The organism is Veillonella rodentium (assembly GCF_900187285.1).
Lineage (GTDB): Bacteria > Bacillota > Negativicutes > Veillonellales > Veillonellaceae > Veillonella > Veillonella rodentium.
The window spans coordinates 1004712-1021198 of sequence record NZ_LT906470.1; the positions used below are offsets into that span (position 1 = coordinate 1004712).

Sequence of the window (16487 nt, forward strand, 5' to 3'; positions counted from 1 at the left end):
GTGTATCGTATGTCTAAACCAAAAAAAGATAAATTTTATCTTGTGCAAGAAGATATTTTACCGGAAGCGATCAAAAAAACCATTAAGGTAAAGGAAATTTTAAAATTAGGTGAGGTTAAGACGATTAACGAAGCCGTTGAAAGAATGGATTTGAGTCGTTCTGCATATTATAAATACAAGGACTATGTATTTCCGTTTTTTGAAATCGCTCAAGGTAAGATTGTAAGCATAACCGTATCTATGTCGAACGAATCGGGGATGTTATCCAGTGTATTGAAAGCAATCGCCGATCGAAACGGCAGTATTTTAACGATTAATCAGGATATTCCGCTACAGGGGATTGCCAACAGCAGTATTTCTTTTGAGACAAAAAATTTACAAGGTTCTCTAGAGGATTTGCTGCATGAAATCCGCTCTATGAAGGGCATTATTAAGGTAGAGATTTTAGGACAGGCTTAGTCCGTATTTTGAGGATAGAATTATTATGACCACTGTTAAAATCGCTTTATTAGGCTTCGGTACGGTCGCGCAAGGGACATTTAATTTATTGCAGACTAATGCAGCAATCATTAAAGATCGTACCGGTGTTGATATTGATATTGCTAAAATTTTTGTGCGCAATCCCGATAAATACAGTCATATTACTTTGCCTGCAGCAACCAAATATGTGACCGATATAAAAGATATTATAGAAGATGATTCGATTCAAATCGTTGTGGAGTTAATGGGGGGTACAACCTTTGCTAAGGATTGTGTTGAGGAAGCTCTTAAAGCGAAGAAAAACGTCGTTACGGCTAATAAGGATTTATTGGCTGAATCGGGTCCATATTTATTGGAACTGGCAAGTAAAAATGGGGTGGATCTGCGCTTTGAAGCCTCTGTATTAGGCGGTATTCCTATTATTCGTACATTGTACGAATCTTTAGGAGGCAATCATATTACGGAACTCATCGGTATTATGAACGGTACGACGAATTTTATTTTATCCAAGATGACCGATGAAGGTTTAAGCTATCAAGATGTACTAAAAGAAGCCCAAGAATTGGGCTATGCTGAGGCGGATCCGACGGCTGACGTAGAGGGTCTCGATGCGGCCCGTAAATTGGCAATTTTGGCATCCATCAGCTTTAATCGCCGTATTTTCTTTGACGATGTATCCGTTGAAGGGATTACAAAAATTGATACGGAAGATATTGCATTCGGCAAAGAATTCGGTTATAACATCAAATTACTAGGCATTGCGAAAGAATCAAATAAAGGGTTATCGCTTAATGTATATCCGGCATTTGTACCGGTTACTCATCCGTTGGCTTCCGTACGCGGTTCTTATAATGCGATTTATGTGAAAGGCAACGGAATCGATGATGCCATGTTCTATGGTCGCGGCGCTGGCAGCTTGCCGACGGGCAGTTCCGTAGTAAGCGATATTATGGAGATTGCAAAAAATATTTCTAACGGATCTACCGGTCAATTGAAATCATTCTATTACGACCAAAAGAATATTTACGCACCAGGTAAAATTCAATCCAGTTATTATATACGACTCGCTGTAGATAATAAAACGGGTGTCTTAGCAAAAATTTCCGCTAAATTAGCGGAACAAAAAATTTCCGTTCTGTCTATTGTGCAACGCAATATGGATCCTGAAATGGCAGTGCTTGCTATCGTCACGTCTAAATGCCCTCGCTCGTACATTTTAAATCTTATAGACTCTTTTAACAGCTTGCGATCTGTTCAATCAGTCAACAGTGTTATTCGTATTATGGAAGATTAATGGATATGAAAACCATACGCGTTCAAGTTCCGGCTACCAGTGCTAATTGCGGCCCCGGTTTCGATTGTCTGGGATTAGCTTTAAATTTGTATAATATCTTTACTTTTACACCTATTGCGGATGCCACGGCGTACACGTATACATTTGAAGGATTTGGTGCCGACATCCTCCGCATGGAGGATCCTAAGAAAAATCTCATCGGATTTGCCATGGATCAGGTCTTTGCAACGGTTCAGGAACCCATACGTTACGGTCATATTACTTCAGAAACATTAATTCCTCCTTCGCGTGGTTTAGGTAGTAGCAGCACCGCTATTGTGGGCGGTTTATTATTGGCGAATACCCTCGTTAAAAATCCGTTGACTAAGGAAGAACTTCTGGTAATTGCCAATCGCATGGAAGGTCATCCTGATAATGTAGCGCCGGCGATTTACGGAAACTTATGTTGTGCAACCGGGTTGAAAACAAAAGTATTGAATACGGTAATTCCCGTTCCGGAGGAGCTGCATTTTGCCGTAGTTGTACCGGAGGTATTGGTTTCTACGGAATATGCCAGGTCCGTACTGCCTAATCATATTCCTTTTAAAGAGGCGGTTCAAAACGTGAGCCATGCATCTCTGTTTGTAACGAGTCTTATTACACATCAGTTAGATAATCTGTCTACAGCTTTAGAGGATAATTTACATGTACCATATCGAAAAGCTTTAATTCCTCATTGTGATGATGTATTTATGGCCGCTAAAACGGAAGGGGCCTATGGTGCAACTATTAGCGGATCCGGTTCTACATTAATCGCTTATACCGATAAACGTCATGTTGAAAACGTCGCAAAAGCTATGGGCGAGGTATTCAAATCTCATGGCGTTGAAAATAAAATATATTGTCTGGAAGCTGATACAAAAGGAGCAAGAATTATATAGTTTATGGTATAATTATAGTGTTGTAGCATAGCCACAACACTATAATCGGAGGAAACTATGAACAATATAAAAACAACTCTTTTATTAGCGCTGTTAACAGCTATTTTAATGGCTGCAGGCGATATGATCGGCGGAAGAAACGGCATGCTATTGATGTTCGTCATATCAATGGGGATGAATTTCATGTCCTATTGGTACAGTGACAAAATCGTTCTTGCCCAATATCATGCACAGCCTGTAACAGCGCAATCAAATCCAAAATTGTACGGTATGGTCGAAAGATTGGCCAAAAACGGCCAATTGCCTATGCCGAAGGTTTACATCATCCCCAGCGAGGTGCCGAATGCGTTTGCTACCGGCAGAAATCCGAGCAATGCGGCGGTAGCTGTTACGCAAGGTATTCAACAGCTATTGACGGATGATGAACTTGAAGGCGTTCTCGGTCATGAATTAACACATGTTAAGAATCGCGATACGTTGATCAGTACGATTGCCGCTATGTTGGCGGGTGCAATTTCAATGATAGCTCAGGTGTTGCAGTTTTCTGCTTTCATGGGCCGCGGAGACAGCCGAGATGGACAGGGAAGCAATCCTTTAGCCCTCATCGGTATGATTATACTGGCACCTCTTGCTGCGGGACTCATTCAAATGAGTATCTCTCGAACTCGTGAATTTGCGGCTGATGAAGGCGGCGGTGACATGTGTCGTAATCCGATGGCCCTGGCATCGGCTCTGGCTAAAATCGATTACTACTCCAAACATGGTGCATTACCTAATGCAAGTAATGCGACGGCACATATGTTTATCATCAATCCTATGGTCGGTATTGGTGAAAGTTTCAGTAATCTTTTCAGTACACATCCACGTACAGAGGAACGTATTGAAAAATTGAAAAAACAAGCACAAAATTCTAAATACATTCAGCCTTAACAGGAGGTAAGCCATGCAAGAAACATTAGTTTTAATCAAACCGGATGGTGTAAAACGCCAATTAAGCGGTGAAATTCTAAGCCGTTATGAACGTAAAGGTCTTGTGATTAAGGCATTAAAACTGCTACAGGTGCCTCGTGAACTGGCGGAAGAGCATTATGCGGAGCATAAAGACAAACCGTTCTTCGGTGAATTAGTTGACTTTATTACATCCGGACCTGTTCTTGCATTTGTTTTAGCAGGTGAAAATGCAATTGTATCTGTACGTGCTTTAAACGGGGCTACTAATCCTGTAGATGCGGCCCCTGGCAGTATTCGTGGTGACTATGCTTTAACGATGGATTCCAATGTGGTTCATGCGTCCGATTCTCCTGAATCGGCAGCGCGTGAAGTACATCTTTGGTTTCCGGAATATAAATAATTTTAACGTTCATATCATGTAACTCGTTTACATTCGTATCATGTTCTCTTTATAAGGAGGTATTTATATGGCTAGTAGTGTATATACTAAAACGGGTGATACCGGTACGACAGGTTTATATACGGGCGAAAGAGTACCGAAATCATCATTACGAGTGGAAGCTTATGGTATAATCGATGAATTACAGGCCTTTATAGGTCTTGCCAGAGCGTATGCGGAAAATGCGCGAGTTCAAGTAGAATTATATGATTTGGAACGTACATTATGGACGCTGATGGCGGATATCGCGAGCCTCAATAAGGCTCCGGATGTAACGGACCAACAGGTAAGGCATCTTGAAAAAGTGATCGATAAATTTGATGAGAAATTAGAACCTCTATCTAATTTTGTCGTTCCAGGGGATAAACGATCCTCTGCGTATTTGCATGTAGCGAGAACGATAGCACGCCGTGCAGAACGAGCTTTATGGCGTGTATTAGATAGCGGCGAAAGCGTTCATGAATCGAATTTGCGATATTTAAACCGCTTATCGGACCTTTGCTTTATCCTGTGCCGCGTAGAGGAAGAAATCGGAGCTGAATAAATAAAAAAGCTATGTTTATACATAGCTTTTTGCTCGTTATAGACCTTATTGAGATATAGTTTGGTTTAATACATCTTGAGGGCTTGGGTAATAGAAGAAGATATGAGGAATTTCATATCTGAATTTTTCTCGTAATAAATCTGATAATGTCGCTTCAAAGCTGATGATTTTGTCAGCGCCAAAGTCGAAATCCTCCACGAGAACCAATAGTTGTGGTTCTACCTGCGGTGCATTATCTGGTAACGCCTCCGGAGGTAGAGGTACATTTACCACCACGCGTACGGTACCGATGTATTTACCTTGACCGTCGTCGATAGCTACTCGATAGGTATTATCCCATAAGGTGGCCATCATTTTTAATTTCATATTCATAATTTCCATAGTATCGCTCCTTTGTTATACTTATAATGATACTGAAATTATAAATTCTTGTATAGGTGCATTATGAAATCCAGAATTATCTTGTGTTCCGGTGGAGCACGTAGCGGAAAAAGTGAATTTGCGGAATCTTTAGCGCTTTCATTCGAAGGACAAAAGGCCTATGTGGCGACAGGGCAAGCCTTTGATGATGAGATGTCGGATCGAATCAAAAAGCATCAGGAGAGACGAGGGGCGTTATGGAGAAACTATGAAGTACCGCTTCATCTTGCATCATCATGGGACGATATTTCCTCATCTGCTGATGTGGTGCTCATTGATTGTCTGACCATGTTTACCACGAATCATATGTTAAAACACGGCTCTATCACGGGACAAGAAGATGTAAATGAGCTAGAAGCATCTATACTTTCAGAGTTACATACATTATTGAAGGCGATTCAATCAACGGAAGATAAGACCGTTATATTTGTTACGAATGAAATCGGATTGGGTATTGTACCTGATAATAAATTGGCTCGGTATTTCAGAGATATTGCGGGGCGTGTTAATCGCGCGGTAGCCGATGCGGCAGACCAGTTATATTTGACGATTAGCGGTGTAACCATTGAATTAAAATCTCAGGAGGTTCATATAAATGGCTAAAAAAATCATGTTTCAAGGAACCAGTTCCAACGTAGGTAAAAGCATTCTGTGTACCGCTTTATGTCGAATTTTTTACCGCAAAGGGTATAAAACAGTTCCTTTTAAAGCTCAAAATATGGCCCTCAATTCATACGTTACGAAATGGGGCGATGAAATCGGTCGTGCTCAGGTGGCACAGGCGGAGGCTGCCGGCATTGATCCGATCGTTCAGATGAATCCGGTTTTATTAAAACCTACAGGTAATCAGTCATCTCAAGTTGTTCTCATGGGAAAACCTGTAGGTGTATATAGCGCTAATGAATATCACACAAAATATTCATTAACTGCACTGGATAAGGTCAAGGAATCCATCGATTTTTTGAATTCCAATTTTGATATGATTGTCATCGAAGGGGCCGGAAGCCCTGCGGAAGTTAATCTCAAGGCTAACGACATCGTCAATATGCGCATTGCAAAGATGACTAATGCACCTGTTTATCTCATTGCCGACATCGACCGCGGTGGTGCTATCGCATCAATTGTAGGTACATTAGACTTACTGGAGCCTGAAGAACGGAATTTAATTAAAGGCATTGTAATCAATAAGTTCCGCGGAGATATTAAGTTATTGGAACCGGCGTTGACATTTATAGAGGAAAAAACCGGTAAAAAGGTGGTCGGTGTTATTCCTGCTATTGAAAATCTTGATATTGATGAAGAAGATTCCGTAGCATTGGAGAATAAACACAACAGCGGCGGCAAGGACATTCAAGTTGTCGTTATACAGACCCCGAAGATTTCCAATTTTACGGATTTTGATGCGCTCAATTATGAACCGGATGTTTCAGTGCGCTTTGTAGGACCGGGAGACGTAATAGGCGAACCGGATCTCATCATATTGCCCGGTTCTAAAAATACCTTGGCGGATCTTACATATCTGCGAAATTCCGGCTTTGCTGAAGAGATTAAGAAGCTAGCTGCTGCCGGAATACCTGTTATCGGTGTATGTGGAGGGAATCAAATGCTCGGTAAGACGATTTTTGATCCGCATCACATGGAAGGTGATATCGATGAAGTAGAGGGCCTTGGACTCGTTGAATCGACAACGACCATGAAGGATCAAAAAACAACTCATCAGGTTCAATTCAACGCATCGAACTTACAGTTTCTTAACGGCACCTATACGGGCTCGGATTTAGTAGGTTATGAGATTCATATGGGGGATACGACCCCGCTGGAAGATTCCGTTACAAGATGTTTTTCTATCACAAGTCGCAGTGAAACACCTGTACAGGTGGTGGACGGTTTTATTGATGGAAATCACCAGGTCATGGGAACGTATATTCACGGCATATTCGATAATGACGAATTTAGACGTTTTATCATTAACCAATTGCGTGAACGAAAGGGATTGAAACCGCTGGATGTCGTATTCCATTATTTTGAACATAAGGATGCGGCATATAATCGCTTGGCTGATATCGTGGAAGAACATCTGGATATGAATTATATCATGTCTAATTTGAATTAACATAGAGGATTTAAATGGAACAGTTAACAATATGGCAATGGTTTACAAAATATAGTTTAGTTTGTATTCCTGTGTTAGCATTTTTATTGGATATCTTTATAGGCGATCCTAAAAGTAAATATCATCCGGTAGCGATTATCGGACGCATTATCTCCTTTTTTGAAGCCGTTCTTTACAAGGAAACCGATAATGATACAAAGAAATTATGGTACGGAGGTATTGCGGTAGGTCTTATTTTATTGATCGTATATATTCTCGCTTCGCTTATACTTTGGATTGGCGGCGTGATTCACGAATGGGTTTATTACGCCATTGAAGTACTTTTACTTTATATTTCTATTTCACCTCGTTCTTTAGCAGGAGCGGGCTTTGAAATCGGACAACTTTTAAAACATGGAAACATTGAAGGTGCCCGCCAACGACTATCCTGGATCGTAGGTCGTGATACAGCCGATCTTGATGAAGGTGAAATTACACGCGCTACGGTAGAAACAATTGCTGAAAATACAGTTGACGGTATCGTTGCACCGCTATTTTTCTTCATCCTTGGCGGTTCGATGGGTGCTATTCTTTATAGAACCGCAAATACGATGGACTCCATGATGGGGTATAAAAATCAGAAATATCTATTTTTCGGTCGTGTAGCGGCCCGTTTGGATGATATCTTAAATTGGATTCCGGCCCGTATTACATTTATTCTTCTAGTCATATCCGCATTTTTCCTACGATTTGATGCAAAGTCGGCTTTAAAAATAGGATTTCGAGATGCCAATAAGCATCCAAGTCCAAATGGCGGTTATGCCGAAGCACCGGTAGCAGGAGCCTTACACATTCGTTTAGGCGGATACAATCAATATTTCAATAAAATGACCTTTCGCGAATATATGGGCGACCCTATTGAAGCTATGAATCGCAATCATATTACGAGATCTATTTATATGATGTACTTTACAACATTGCTGATGGTTATTATCAGTACAGTTATAACCTATGGGATGATGGAACAATGACACCTTTCTTTATTGCATTGCAATTTTTAACACGTATAAAATTAGTAAACCAGACAGATTGGTCAGTAGAGGATTTCGGTAAATCCGTGGCCGCTTTTCCTTATGTAGGCTTGATTATAGGATTATCCTTGGCTTTATTATACGGTATTTTGTCCTTATTTATACCCCGCATGCCCCTAATGCTGATCATCGTAGTAGCTGAGTTTCTGGTGACCGGAGGACTTCATGCGGATGGCTTGATGGATACCAGCGACGGATTGTTTTCCGGCCGTGAGCGGGAGCAAAAGCTTGAAATCATGAAGGATAGTCATGTTGGTTCATTCGGGGTCGTTGCCTTTATTTTTGTTACGCTTTTAAAATGGCAATTATTGGCGGCTATTCCATCCGCTGAATTTATTCCGATGGCACTTATCATGATGCCTCTCATGAGTCGATGGACCATGGTATTCAGTATTCGAGCGTATCCTTATGCGCGTAAAGAAGGCATGGGCGCGGCCTTTGCAAATTTTGCCCCCAAGCATGTGATGCTATATAATACGATTTCTACATTCTGTATGCCTCTTATATTGCTTTTCATCGGCAGCATTTTGTATACCGTACTATATGGAATCTATGCGGTGATTTCCGTGCCTGATGTAGAATATATAGCAGGGTTAGGCATTTTGGTATACGCTACATTAGGTATTTTCCAAATCAATGTGGTAAGCATGATTATCGCTTATGTTATCAATATAGCTTTAAACGGATATATCGTAAAACAATTGGGCGGTACTACAGGCGATACATATGGTTTTGTTACAGAAGTGACAGAGGTATTGCTTTTATTTGTATATATCATCATTTTATCTATCTTATCCGCTACGGTTGCATCCAATCCAGCAGTATTTTAGAATGTAAATCACAAAGTATTTACCTCCGGCCTAATATTAATGCATTTGATGAAAGGAGTTCATGGTGACCTATTATGTGAGAGCCCCCGGTACATGTGGAGAATTTCTCCAAGGGTCCATTGATGGACAGTCCTTTTTAGTGACTTGTCCCATAAATCGATACTCCTATGCATTAAGCGATGTGAAACATCCTTTTTATAATTACTTTTGTTCCCTGCAACCAAAATCAGCTCGTGCCAGACAACTTGTTTTAGATAGAAACCAACAGGATAAAATGGATACATCAGTATATGTGAGATCGGACATTTTACAAGGAAAGGGGATGGCATCCAGTTCCGCTGATATCGCCGTTACGGCCATGGCGACAGCCCTTGCAATACATCGTGAATTATCATTTAAAGAGCTGGAGCGTATCTGCTTAACCGTTGAACCTACAGATGCTTCGTTTTATCCGGGAATTACGCAATTTGACTATTTTAAAGGGACTATATCCGAACATTTAGGTATGTGTCCCCCCTTAAACATTCTCGTTTTTGATGAAGGCGGCAGTATCGATACGATTGCTTTCAACCGACAGGATGATTTAACGGAAAAAATCAAGGAGAAAGAACCAATTATAAAAGAATCATTGGATCTTTTTAAACGAGGATTAAAGACCCATGATATTAATCTTATCGGGCAAGCCGCTACATTGAGCGCCTTCGGCAATCAACGAATTCTATATAAACCTGATTTATACAACTTTCACGATATCGGTGTACATTATCATAGTGTCGGTACTATTATCGCTCATAGCGGTACTATTATGGGCTTATTATTTCCCGTTGATTATCGCGGTATTGATGATTGTAAGCATGAAATCATGCGAACTTTACCACATCTAACGTATGTAGATACTGTAGAAACAACCAATGAGGGATTGACCTATATCAAGCGATGAAAATAAAGTTTATAACAGAAAGAGAATATTATGTCAGATATACATGGGGGCAATATTTTTAAGTTTGCCCATGAACAACGTATTGAACCGTATGAAGTTATCGATTTCAGCGCTAATATTAATCCGTTAGGACCTAATCAGAAAGGACTTGATGCGCTACATAAACGATTGCGGTATATTAATCATTATCCGGATGCTACAAATGACGATGTATTAAATGCGATTGCCGATACATATGGCGTAGATAAAAACCAGATCGTTGTGGGGAACGGAGCGGCTGAACTGCTCTACGCGATTTGTCGTCTGCCGAATTATACAGGGGCATTTGTTCCAGCGCCGGGATTTTCTGAATATAAAGAAGCTTTGGAGGCCAGTCATATTCCGGTCCGTGATATATTCTATCGATCCCGTATCGATGATAATGGTGTACCGTATTTTGAGATACCTTATTTAGCATTAGAAACATTTTCGGCAGAATTAAAGGGGCAGGACGGTAGAGTTATCGTTTTCCTGGGGAATCCAAATAATCCGGACGGAACTTTACTTGATATCAACCATATACGTATCCTTGCCGGTATGTTAGCCGATGCAAGCAGTCTGCTCGTCATCGATGAGTCATTTATAGATTTTGTTGGAAATGATATGCTTCGTGATAATGAGCAATCCATGCGACAGCTCATTAATGAATTTGATAACATCATTATAGTTCATTCCTTTACTAAATTTTATGCCGTGCCGGGGCTAAGAATCGGTGCTGTATTTGCAAATCCGAATATCATTAAACAGCTACAATCTTTTATTCCAGCCTGGTCTGTCAATACTTTGGCACAGGCCTATCTGGAGGCAGCCCTCAATGATTCCGATTACGTAAAACGAACAAAATCCGACTTACAGGACGAACAGAAGTTTATGTATCAAAGTTTGTCGGCTATAGAAGGCATTACGGTATATCCGCCATCAGCGAACTTCATGCTGTTACACATTGAGAGAGACGGTATTACAGCGGATTCGATCAATGAAGTTTTGAAGAAGCATAACATGATTGTGCGTAATTGTGACAACTATGAAGGACTGGGTAATCAATGGATTCGTCTGGCTATCAAGGACCATGAATCAAATGTGGCCGTATCAGGTATAATGGAAGAAATATTTAAGACATAGGAAAATATATGAAAACGTTATATATCGTTCGTCACGGTGAAACTGACTGGAATAAGATGGGAAAATATCAGGGTATCACTGATGTTCCTTTGAATAAAAACGGGTTGGCACAGGCTAAGGCTTGTGGTGAGGCTCTCAGTCATGTACACTTTGACAGAATTTTATCAAGCGATTTATCGCGTGCATTGGTGACGGCCGAATCGATTCGACAAGAGCAGTCGATACCGATCACGACTGATAAACGATTGCGGGAATTAAACTTCGGAGATTGGGAGGCTTTATTGTTTTCAGAAATTGAAGAACGTTGGCCCGGTTTAATCGATGAAATGTATTTAAAACCTCATATTGTCAGAGTTCCAAATGGTGAAAGCTTTAAGGAATTACAGGAGCGCGCATGGGCAGGACTGGAAGATTTTATCTCCGCTAATGACGAAGAGGAAACATTACTCATTACTTGTCATGGCGGCACCATTCGGACATTGTTATGCAAATTGCTGGATATCTCCATTAGTCATTGCTGGAATTTCAGTCAAGGCAACACGGCGATTAATCGTGTCTTTTACAATGGCATGGGTGAATTCGATCATAATATACTGAACCTATTGAATGATACGGCTCACGTAGATACGTTACAGGGACATCAGTAATGAGACTTGATAAACTATTGGCCAATAAAGCCTACGGCAGTCGCAAGGAAGTACATCAAATTATCAAAGATAAACGTGTATCTGTGAATGGGATAGTGGCAACAAAAAAAGATATGCATATTGATCTGGATTCGGATAATATCACTGTTGACGGGCAACCGGTTAATAGTACGCAGGCATACTATATTAAGTTTCATAAGCCGAAAGGGTATGTGACAGCTGTGGAAGACCCGATGCATCCTGTCGTGATGGATTTACTGCCGCCTGAATTTCGGAAGATGGGCGTCGTCCCCGTAGGACGTCTTGATAAGGACACGGAAGGCCTTCTGTTATTGACTAACGACGGTATATGGGGGCATTCTATCATAAACGGTCATAAACATATACCAAAGGTATACTATGTTGAGTATGACGGTACATTATCAGCTGACGGATTGCAGCGCATCCGTGAGGGAATTGTATTAGGTGACGGAACGATCTGTAAACCGGCTGAATTAGAAATTCTTTCGCAAAACACTTTGCACATAACAATCGAAGAGGGAAAGTATCACCAGGCAAAACGCATGATCGGTGCTGCGGGAGGAACGGTAACTTATTTAAAGCGCCTTTCCATCGGATCTGTTGATTTAAACGGTATCGAGACGGTCGGATCCATGCTGGAATTAACCCCATCAGAGGTGGACGCATTTAAAAAGTAGCATGAAATCCTATTCAATATAGGCAATTTATGGTAATATTAGATGTACTTTATAGACTAGGAGCATGATTATGAACGGATTAAATCGGCTACAGCAGTATATTAAAGAACAAGAGTTAACAGGTGTTATTTTAGTGAGTCCTACAAATCTTCACTATTTTGCAGGATTTACAGGATCTACTGGCTTTGCGGTTATCACCTCGGAAAAAGCGTTTATGATTACCGATTTCAGATATACCGAACAGGCTCAAATGCAATGTGAGGGGTATGAGGTAATTCAATATGAAACGACTGTTATGGATTCTCTTGTAGATATTTGCAACGATAATCATATTCATGAGGGATTTTTCGGTATAGAAGGTAAATATATGCCTGTCGATACATATGAGACCTTATGTGATACGTTGGATGAACGGTTTAATTTTACGTCTATTAATTTTGCTAAGCTTCGTGCCGTAAAGAGAGAAGATGAGCTCGATTTATTGCGGAAAGCTGCCAGGATTGGGGAAGACGCATTTTCCGCATTATTACCGCAATTAAGGGTCGGTATGACAGAAAATGAGGCGCGAATCGTCTTAGAAACGGAAATGCTAAAGCGCGGTTCGGAAGAACCGTCTTTTGCGACCATCGTCGCTTCAGGCAAACGCTCCAGTATGCCTCACGGTGTAGCCAGTGATAAGGTAATTGAAATCGGAGATTTTGTGACCTTTGATTTTGGTGCCGTATATAAGGGGTATCATTCCGATATGACCCGAACCATAGTTATGGGACCGGCGTCAGATGAGCAAAAAAAATTGTACAGTATCGTATTGGAAGCACAAAAAAGAGGTGTTGCCGCAGTTCGAGCCGGTATTACAGGCAAAGAACTGGATTCGGTTTGTCGTGACTATATACGTGATAAAGGTTATACCAAGGAGTTTAACCATGGGACCGGTCACGGTGTAGGGCTTGAGATTCATGAGGAACCGGTAGCCAATCCGAAATCCGATACGGTATTTGAAGAAAATATGATCATTACGGTAGAACCGGGAATTTACATATCCGGTGTTATCGGATTGAGAATAGAGGATAGTGTCATCGTCAAATCTGACGGCTATGAGGTGTTGACACACAGTCCGAAAGAGTTAGTTGAAATAGGTATTTAAAAGGAGAAGAGTTAGATGATTTCCAGTAATGATTTTCGTCCAGGTGTAACCGTTGAAATTGACGGTAATGTATGGCAGATAGTTGACTTTCAACACGTAAAACCCGGTAAAGGTGCGGCATTCGTGCGTACAAAAATGAAAAATTTGCAAACCGGTTCCGTAGTTGAACGTACATTCAATGCCGGTGAAAAAGTGCCTAAAGCACATGTTGATCGTCGTCGTATGCAATACTTGTATGAATCCGACGGTGCTTATACATTCATGGATAACGAAACCTATGATCAAGTTGAATTGAATGTTGAACAATTAGGTGATGCTAAAAATTTCCTTCTCGAAAATATGGAAGTTTCTATCATGTTCTTCCAAGGTATCGTAATCGGTCTTGATTTGCCTGTAGCTGTGGAACTTCGTGTTGTTGAAACAGATCCCGGCATCCGTGGCGATACTGCAACGGGCGGTAACAAACCGGCTGTACTCGAAACCGGCTATACTGTAAAAGTACCTCTCTTTATTGAAGTAGATGATGTACTTCGTATTGATACTCGTACAGGTCAATACATCGAACGCGCCTAATACGTTTTGATATGTATTGGGGACAGATCTTTTCATGGAATTTTATTCCCCATATATCGTAACATTTACACTATGAGCACTTGTCGTCTATGTAATTATATATAGGGGATAAGTGCTTTTTTATGAAAGAGGCCAGTATGACTAAAAAAAATACTGAACTAGAATCTGGAAAAATTAAGATCAGTGATGATGTGTATGCCACCATTGTTACCATTACCGCTTTGGATACTAAGGGTGTTCATCATATGAGCTCCACCTTTAACGATGGAGTAAATACCCTACTTCGTCGCAAAACCGATCATGAAGGCGTTAAGATATCTTTTAATGATGAAGGTGCGATTGCGGTTACATTATATGTGTGCATTCAATACGGATATCGAATTCCTGATGTAGCTTTGCGATTACAGGAACGTATTAAAACAGCATTGGTATCCTATACTGAAATTGAAGTACAAACTATTGATATTGTTGTACAGGATATCGTTTTTGACGATCTTGTACCCACACCTCAGACATAGGAGGTATCTATGACTTCAGATAATAAACTAAATTATGGACTCGATGTGGATACTATTAACATTGCCGATTCGGTTATTATTGATGTGGCGACTAAAACGCTGGGAACTATCCCGGGGATTCACTCGTTGAGCCCCCGTTTTTATGATGAACTGGTAGAAGGTATTACACATGCCTTTGGTCAACGTAATTTACCGGGGATTAACGTAAAGCATCGCAAAGGATTTTTAGAGGTCAATATATATATTAAAGCTCTATATGGATATAATCTCATCGACTTGTCCAAACAGTTACAAATAGAAATACAACAGACCTTAAAAAATATGCTCGATCTTGACCATGTAAAGGTGGATGTACATATTGAAGGGATTGTGAAAGAAAAGGAGCCGACTTCACATGGGAACTAAAAAAAATCGACGAGAAGCCCGTCAATATGCTTTTCAATTATTATTTGCCAATGAATTTCATACCGATCAAGTGGATGTACAATTTCCTGAAGGGGATGTACCGAAAGCCATGAATATGGAATATGCTAAGTCAATAGTACAGGGCGTATTAGCAAATCAAAATAATCTGGATCAACAATTACAACCATTTTGCAAAAGCCGGAAGGTTGAACATCTGGATAAGGTGGATCGCACAATTTTACGATTGGCCCTTTGGGAAATGACAAATGATAAAGAATCATTGGAGCCCTCCATTGCTATCAATGAGGCGGTTCAATTGGCAAAAGTTTTCGGGTCCGATGCATCCTATAAGCTGGTAAACGCCATACTGGATGCATACAATAAGAGCAAGTAATGAAGCGTTATTATTTAGGTATCGATACGAGTTGCTATACGACCAGTTGCGCTATTGTCGACAACAACTTCAATATTGTCGGAGAAGCGCGAAAACTCCTCCATGTAAAAGCCGGCGAACGAGGGCTGCAACAATCAAATATGGTATTTCAACATACGAGAGCATTACCCGATTTAATCAAACAACTTCCCAAGGTATCTATCGAAGGTATCGGTGTCAGCGGATTTCCTCGCCGTGAAGAATGTTCTTATATGCCGGCATTCATGGTGGGGTTGGGACAAGGACAGACATTAAGCTATTTGATGGATGTGCCGCTTCATATCTTTTCCCATCAGGAAAATCATATCCTGGCGGCTTTACGGAATATAAAGACTATACCGACAGAGCCGTTTTTGGCATTACATTTATCGGGCGGTACAACGGAACTCGTTCATTGCCGATATGAAGGAAACGGTATGTTTACATCTCATATCATCGGCGGATCTAAAGATTTACAGGGCGGTCAATTTGTGGATCGTATCGGTGTCGCGATGGGACTGTCATTTCCTGCCGGACGCGAACTAGAATTACTCGCATTACAAGCTGAATCCTACAATTCATTGCCGTCCTCTGTAAAAGAGGGATGGATCAGTTTTGCCGGTCCTTGTAGCGCCGCTATGAGGCGGATTGAGCCAAATGTGGATAAGTCTGATCTGGCGCGTGCCGTCTTTTCATGTATCGGCAATTCTTTGGAAAAAATGTTTACCTACCATTTAGAGAAATATCCGGTAAGAACACTCGTTGCGGTGGGTGGAGTCATGAGTAATTCCATTTTACGAAAACGGCTCGAACAATATTGTAAACGTCAACATATACAATTACATGTAGCAGATCCTCGGTTTTCCGTTGATAATGCGACAGGTAATGCATTCGGGGCGGCTTTTTTACAAGAGGTTATCATATAATC

The 16487-nt window shown here is 40.8% G+C and carries 21 protein-coding genes; 20 read left to right on the forward strand and 1 reads right to left on the reverse strand.

The features are described from left to right. The first annotated feature begins 9 nt into the window (after positions 1-9). The 6 genes from CKV62_RS04530 (at position 10) to CKV62_RS04555 (ending at position 4628) form a co-directional block, all read left to right on the forward strand. The gene (locus CKV62_RS04530; RefSeq protein ID WP_038114976.1) at positions 10-459 is read left to right on the forward strand and encodes an ACT domain-containing protein; all 450 of its coding nucleotides are present in this window, start codon (positions 10-12) and stop codon (positions 457-459) included. A gap of 25 nt (positions 460-484) precedes the next feature. After that, positions 485-1774, forward strand: coding sequence for a homoserine dehydrogenase (locus CKV62_RS04535; RefSeq protein ID WP_095065892.1), 1290 nt, complete (start codon positions 485-487; stop codon positions 1772-1774). A 5-nt stretch (positions 1775-1779) separates the two neighbouring features. Continuing rightward, positions 1780-2694: a homoserine kinase gene (gene thrB / locus CKV62_RS04540; protein ID WP_095066704.1), complete on the forward strand. Its 915-nt coding sequence runs from the start codon at positions 1780-1782 to the stop codon at positions 2692-2694. A 57-nt stretch (positions 2695-2751) separates the two neighbouring features. Further along, complete coding sequence (htpX, locus tag CKV62_RS04545) at positions 2752-3624, forward strand: zinc metalloprotease HtpX (RefSeq protein WP_095065893.1); 873 nt, start codon at positions 2752-2754, stop codon at positions 3622-3624. A 13-nt stretch (positions 3625-3637) separates the two neighbouring features. After that, positions 3638-4045 carry a nucleoside-diphosphate kinase gene (gene ndk / locus CKV62_RS04550; protein ID WP_095065894.1) on the forward strand — a complete coding sequence of 136 codons (408 nt, stop codon included), beginning with the start codon at positions 3638-3640 and terminating at the stop codon, positions 4043-4045. A gap of 67 nt (positions 4046-4112) precedes the next feature. After that, complete coding sequence (locus tag CKV62_RS04555) at positions 4113-4628, forward strand: cob(I)yrinic acid a,c-diamide adenosyltransferase (protein ID WP_038114983.1); 516 nt, start codon at positions 4113-4115, stop codon at positions 4626-4628. A 45-nt stretch (positions 4629-4673) separates the two neighbouring features. Here CKV62_RS04555 and CKV62_RS04560 read toward each other — a convergent pair whose 3' ends face one another. Then, complete coding sequence (locus CKV62_RS04560) at positions 4674-5009, reverse strand: hypothetical protein (protein WP_095065895.1); 336 nt, start codon at positions 5007-5009, stop codon at positions 4674-4676. A 63-nt stretch (positions 5010-5072) separates the two neighbouring features. On the opposite strand from CKV62_RS04560, the gene cobU reads away from it, so the two are divergent. The 14 genes from cobU (at position 5073) to CKV62_RS04630 (ending at position 16485) form a co-directional block, all read left to right on the forward strand. Further along, positions 5073-5651 carry a bifunctional adenosylcobinamide kinase/adenosylcobinamide-phosphate guanylyltransferase gene (gene cobU / locus CKV62_RS04565; RefSeq protein WP_095065896.1) on the forward strand — a complete coding sequence of 193 codons (579 nt, stop codon included), beginning with the start codon at positions 5073-5075 and terminating at the stop codon, positions 5649-5651. Continuing rightward, positions 5644-7161: a cobyric acid synthase gene (locus CKV62_RS04570; protein ID WP_095065897.1), complete on the forward strand. Its 1518-nt coding sequence runs from the start codon at positions 5644-5646 to the stop codon at positions 7159-7161. The genes cobU and CKV62_RS04570 overlap by 8 nt, the downstream gene beginning before the upstream one ends. A gap of 14 nt (positions 7162-7175) precedes the next feature. Continuing rightward, positions 7176-8171 carry an adenosylcobinamide-phosphate synthase CbiB gene (gene cbiB, locus CKV62_RS04575; protein WP_095065898.1) on the forward strand — a complete coding sequence of 332 codons (996 nt, stop codon included), beginning with the start codon at positions 7176-7178 and terminating at the stop codon, positions 8169-8171. Further along, the gene (cobS, locus tag CKV62_RS04580; RefSeq protein WP_095065899.1) at positions 8168-9061 is read left to right on the forward strand and encodes an adenosylcobinamide-GDP ribazoletransferase; all 894 of its coding nucleotides are present in this window, start codon (positions 8168-8170) and stop codon (positions 9059-9061) included. The genes cbiB and cobS overlap by 4 nt, the downstream gene beginning before the upstream one ends. Before the next feature lie 274 nt (positions 9062-9335). Continuing rightward, positions 9336-10001, forward strand: a complete 666-nt coding sequence (locus CKV62_RS04585) for a GHMP family kinase ATP-binding protein (protein WP_231968386.1) — start codon at positions 9336-9338, stop codon at positions 9999-10001. Between the two features lie 30 nt (positions 10002-10031). Continuing rightward, the gene (locus CKV62_RS04590; protein ID WP_095065900.1) at positions 10032-11162 is read left to right on the forward strand and encodes a pyridoxal phosphate-dependent aminotransferase; all 1131 of its coding nucleotides are present in this window, start codon (positions 10032-10034) and stop codon (positions 11160-11162) included. 8 nt (positions 11163-11170) lie between these two features. Continuing rightward, entirely contained in the window at positions 11171-11809 is a 639-nt protein-coding gene (gene cobC / locus CKV62_RS04595; RefSeq protein WP_095065901.1) for an alpha-ribazole phosphatase, read from the forward strand. Further along, positions 11809-12507: a pseudouridine synthase gene (locus CKV62_RS04600; RefSeq protein ID WP_095065902.1), complete on the forward strand. Its 699-nt coding sequence runs from the start codon at positions 11809-11811 to the stop codon at positions 12505-12507. Before cobC ends, CKV62_RS04600 begins: the two co-directional genes overlap by 1 nt. A gap of 70 nt (positions 12508-12577) precedes the next feature. Beyond that, a complete protein-coding gene (locus CKV62_RS04605; RefSeq protein ID WP_095065903.1) occupies positions 12578-13651 on the forward strand; it encodes a M24 family metallopeptidase in 1074 nt (357 codons plus the stop codon). A 15-nt stretch (positions 13652-13666) separates the two neighbouring features. Further along, the gene (gene efp / locus CKV62_RS04610; protein WP_038115007.1) at positions 13667-14224 is read left to right on the forward strand and encodes an elongation factor P; all 558 of its coding nucleotides are present in this window, start codon (positions 13667-13669) and stop codon (positions 14222-14224) included. Between the two features lie 137 nt (positions 14225-14361). Beyond that, on the forward strand, positions 14362-14742 hold the full coding sequence (locus CKV62_RS04615) for an Asp23/Gls24 family envelope stress response protein (RefSeq protein WP_095065904.1): 381 nt from the start codon (positions 14362-14364) through the stop codon (positions 14740-14742). A gap of 9 nt (positions 14743-14751) precedes the next feature. Beyond that, the gene (locus CKV62_RS04620) at positions 14752-15147 is read left to right on the forward strand and encodes an Asp23/Gls24 family envelope stress response protein (RefSeq protein ID WP_095065905.1); all 396 of its coding nucleotides are present in this window, start codon (positions 14752-14754) and stop codon (positions 15145-15147) included. Next, positions 15137-15541 (forward strand): transcription antitermination factor NusB, encoded by a 405-nt coding sequence (gene nusB / locus CKV62_RS04625; RefSeq protein WP_095065906.1) that lies wholly within the window; start codon positions 15137-15139, stop codon positions 15539-15541. Before CKV62_RS04620 ends, nusB begins: the two co-directional genes overlap by 11 nt. After that, a complete protein-coding gene (locus CKV62_RS04630; RefSeq protein WP_095065907.1) occupies positions 15541-16485 on the forward strand; it encodes a Kae1-like domain-containing protein in 945 nt (314 codons plus the stop codon). The genes nusB and CKV62_RS04630 overlap by 1 nt, the downstream gene beginning before the upstream one ends. The last annotated feature ends 2 nt before the right edge of the window (positions 16486-16487 follow it).

Bases quoted from the DNA above. Each gene is read 5' to 3' on its own strand.
- CKV62_RS04535 (WP_095065892.1), top strand. From the start codon at position 485: ATGACCACTGTTAAAATCGCTTTATTAGGCTTCGGTACGGTCGCGCAA.
- CKV62_RS04570 (WP_095065897.1), top strand. From the start codon at position 5,644: ATGGCTAAAAAAATCATGTTTCAAGGAACCAGTTCCAACGTAGGTAAA.
- CKV62_RS04560 (WP_095065895.1), bottom strand. From the start codon at position 5,009: ATGGAAATTATGAATATGAAATTAAAAATGATGGCCACCTTATGGGAT.
- CKV62_RS04615 (WP_095065904.1), top strand. From the start codon at position 14,362: ATGACTAAAAAAAATACTGAACTAGAATCTGGAAAAATTAAGATCAGT.
- CKV62_RS04585 (WP_231968386.1), top strand. From the start codon at position 9,336: ATGGATACATCAGTATATGTGAGATCGGACATTTTACAAGGAAAGGGG.
- CKV62_RS04620 (WP_095065905.1), top strand. From the start codon at position 14,752: ATGACTTCAGATAATAAACTAAATTATGGACTCGATGTGGATACTATT.
- CKV62_RS04605 (WP_095065903.1), top strand. From the start codon at position 12,578: ATGAACGGATTAAATCGGCTACAGCAGTATATTAAAGAACAAGAGTTA.
- CKV62_RS04600 (WP_095065902.1), top strand. From the start codon at position 11,809: ATGAGACTTGATAAACTATTGGCCAATAAAGCCTACGGCAGTCGCAAG.
- thrB (WP_095066704.1), top strand. From the start codon at position 1,780: ATGAAAACCATACGCGTTCAAGTTCCGGCTACCAGTGCTAATTGCGGC.
- CKV62_RS04530 (WP_038114976.1), top strand. From the start codon at position 10: ATGTCTAAACCAAAAAAAGATAAATTTTATCTTGTGCAAGAAGATATT.
- cbiB (WP_095065898.1), top strand. From the start codon at position 7,176: ATGGAACAGTTAACAATATGGCAATGGTTTACAAAATATAGTTTAGTT.
- CKV62_RS04590 (WP_095065900.1), top strand. From the start codon at position 10,032: ATGTCAGATATACATGGGGGCAATATTTTTAAGTTTGCCCATGAACAA.
- CKV62_RS04555 (WP_038114983.1), top strand. From the start codon at position 4,113: ATGGCTAGTAGTGTATATACTAAAACGGGTGATACCGGTACGACAGGT.
- cobS (WP_095065899.1), top strand. From the start codon at position 8,168: ATGACACCTTTCTTTATTGCATTGCAATTTTTAACACGTATAAAATTA.
- ndk (WP_095065894.1), top strand. From the start codon at position 3,638: ATGCAAGAAACATTAGTTTTAATCAAACCGGATGGTGTAAAACGCCAA.
- cobU (WP_095065896.1), top strand. From the start codon at position 5,073: ATGAAATCCAGAATTATCTTGTGTTCCGGTGGAGCACGTAGCGGAAAA.
- cobC (WP_095065901.1), top strand. From the start codon at position 11,171: ATGAAAACGTTATATATCGTTCGTCACGGTGAAACTGACTGGAATAAG.
- htpX (WP_095065893.1), top strand. From the start codon at position 2,752: ATGAACAATATAAAAACAACTCTTTTATTAGCGCTGTTAACAGCTATT.
- efp (WP_038115007.1), top strand. From the start codon at position 13,667: ATGATTTCCAGTAATGATTTTCGTCCAGGTGTAACCGTTGAAATTGAC.
- CKV62_RS04630 (WP_095065907.1), top strand. From the start codon at position 15,541: ATGAAGCGTTATTATTTAGGTATCGATACGAGTTGCTATACGACCAGT.
- nusB (WP_095065906.1), top strand. From the start codon at position 15,137: ATGGGAACTAAAAAAAATCGACGAGAAGCCCGTCAATATGCTTTTCAA.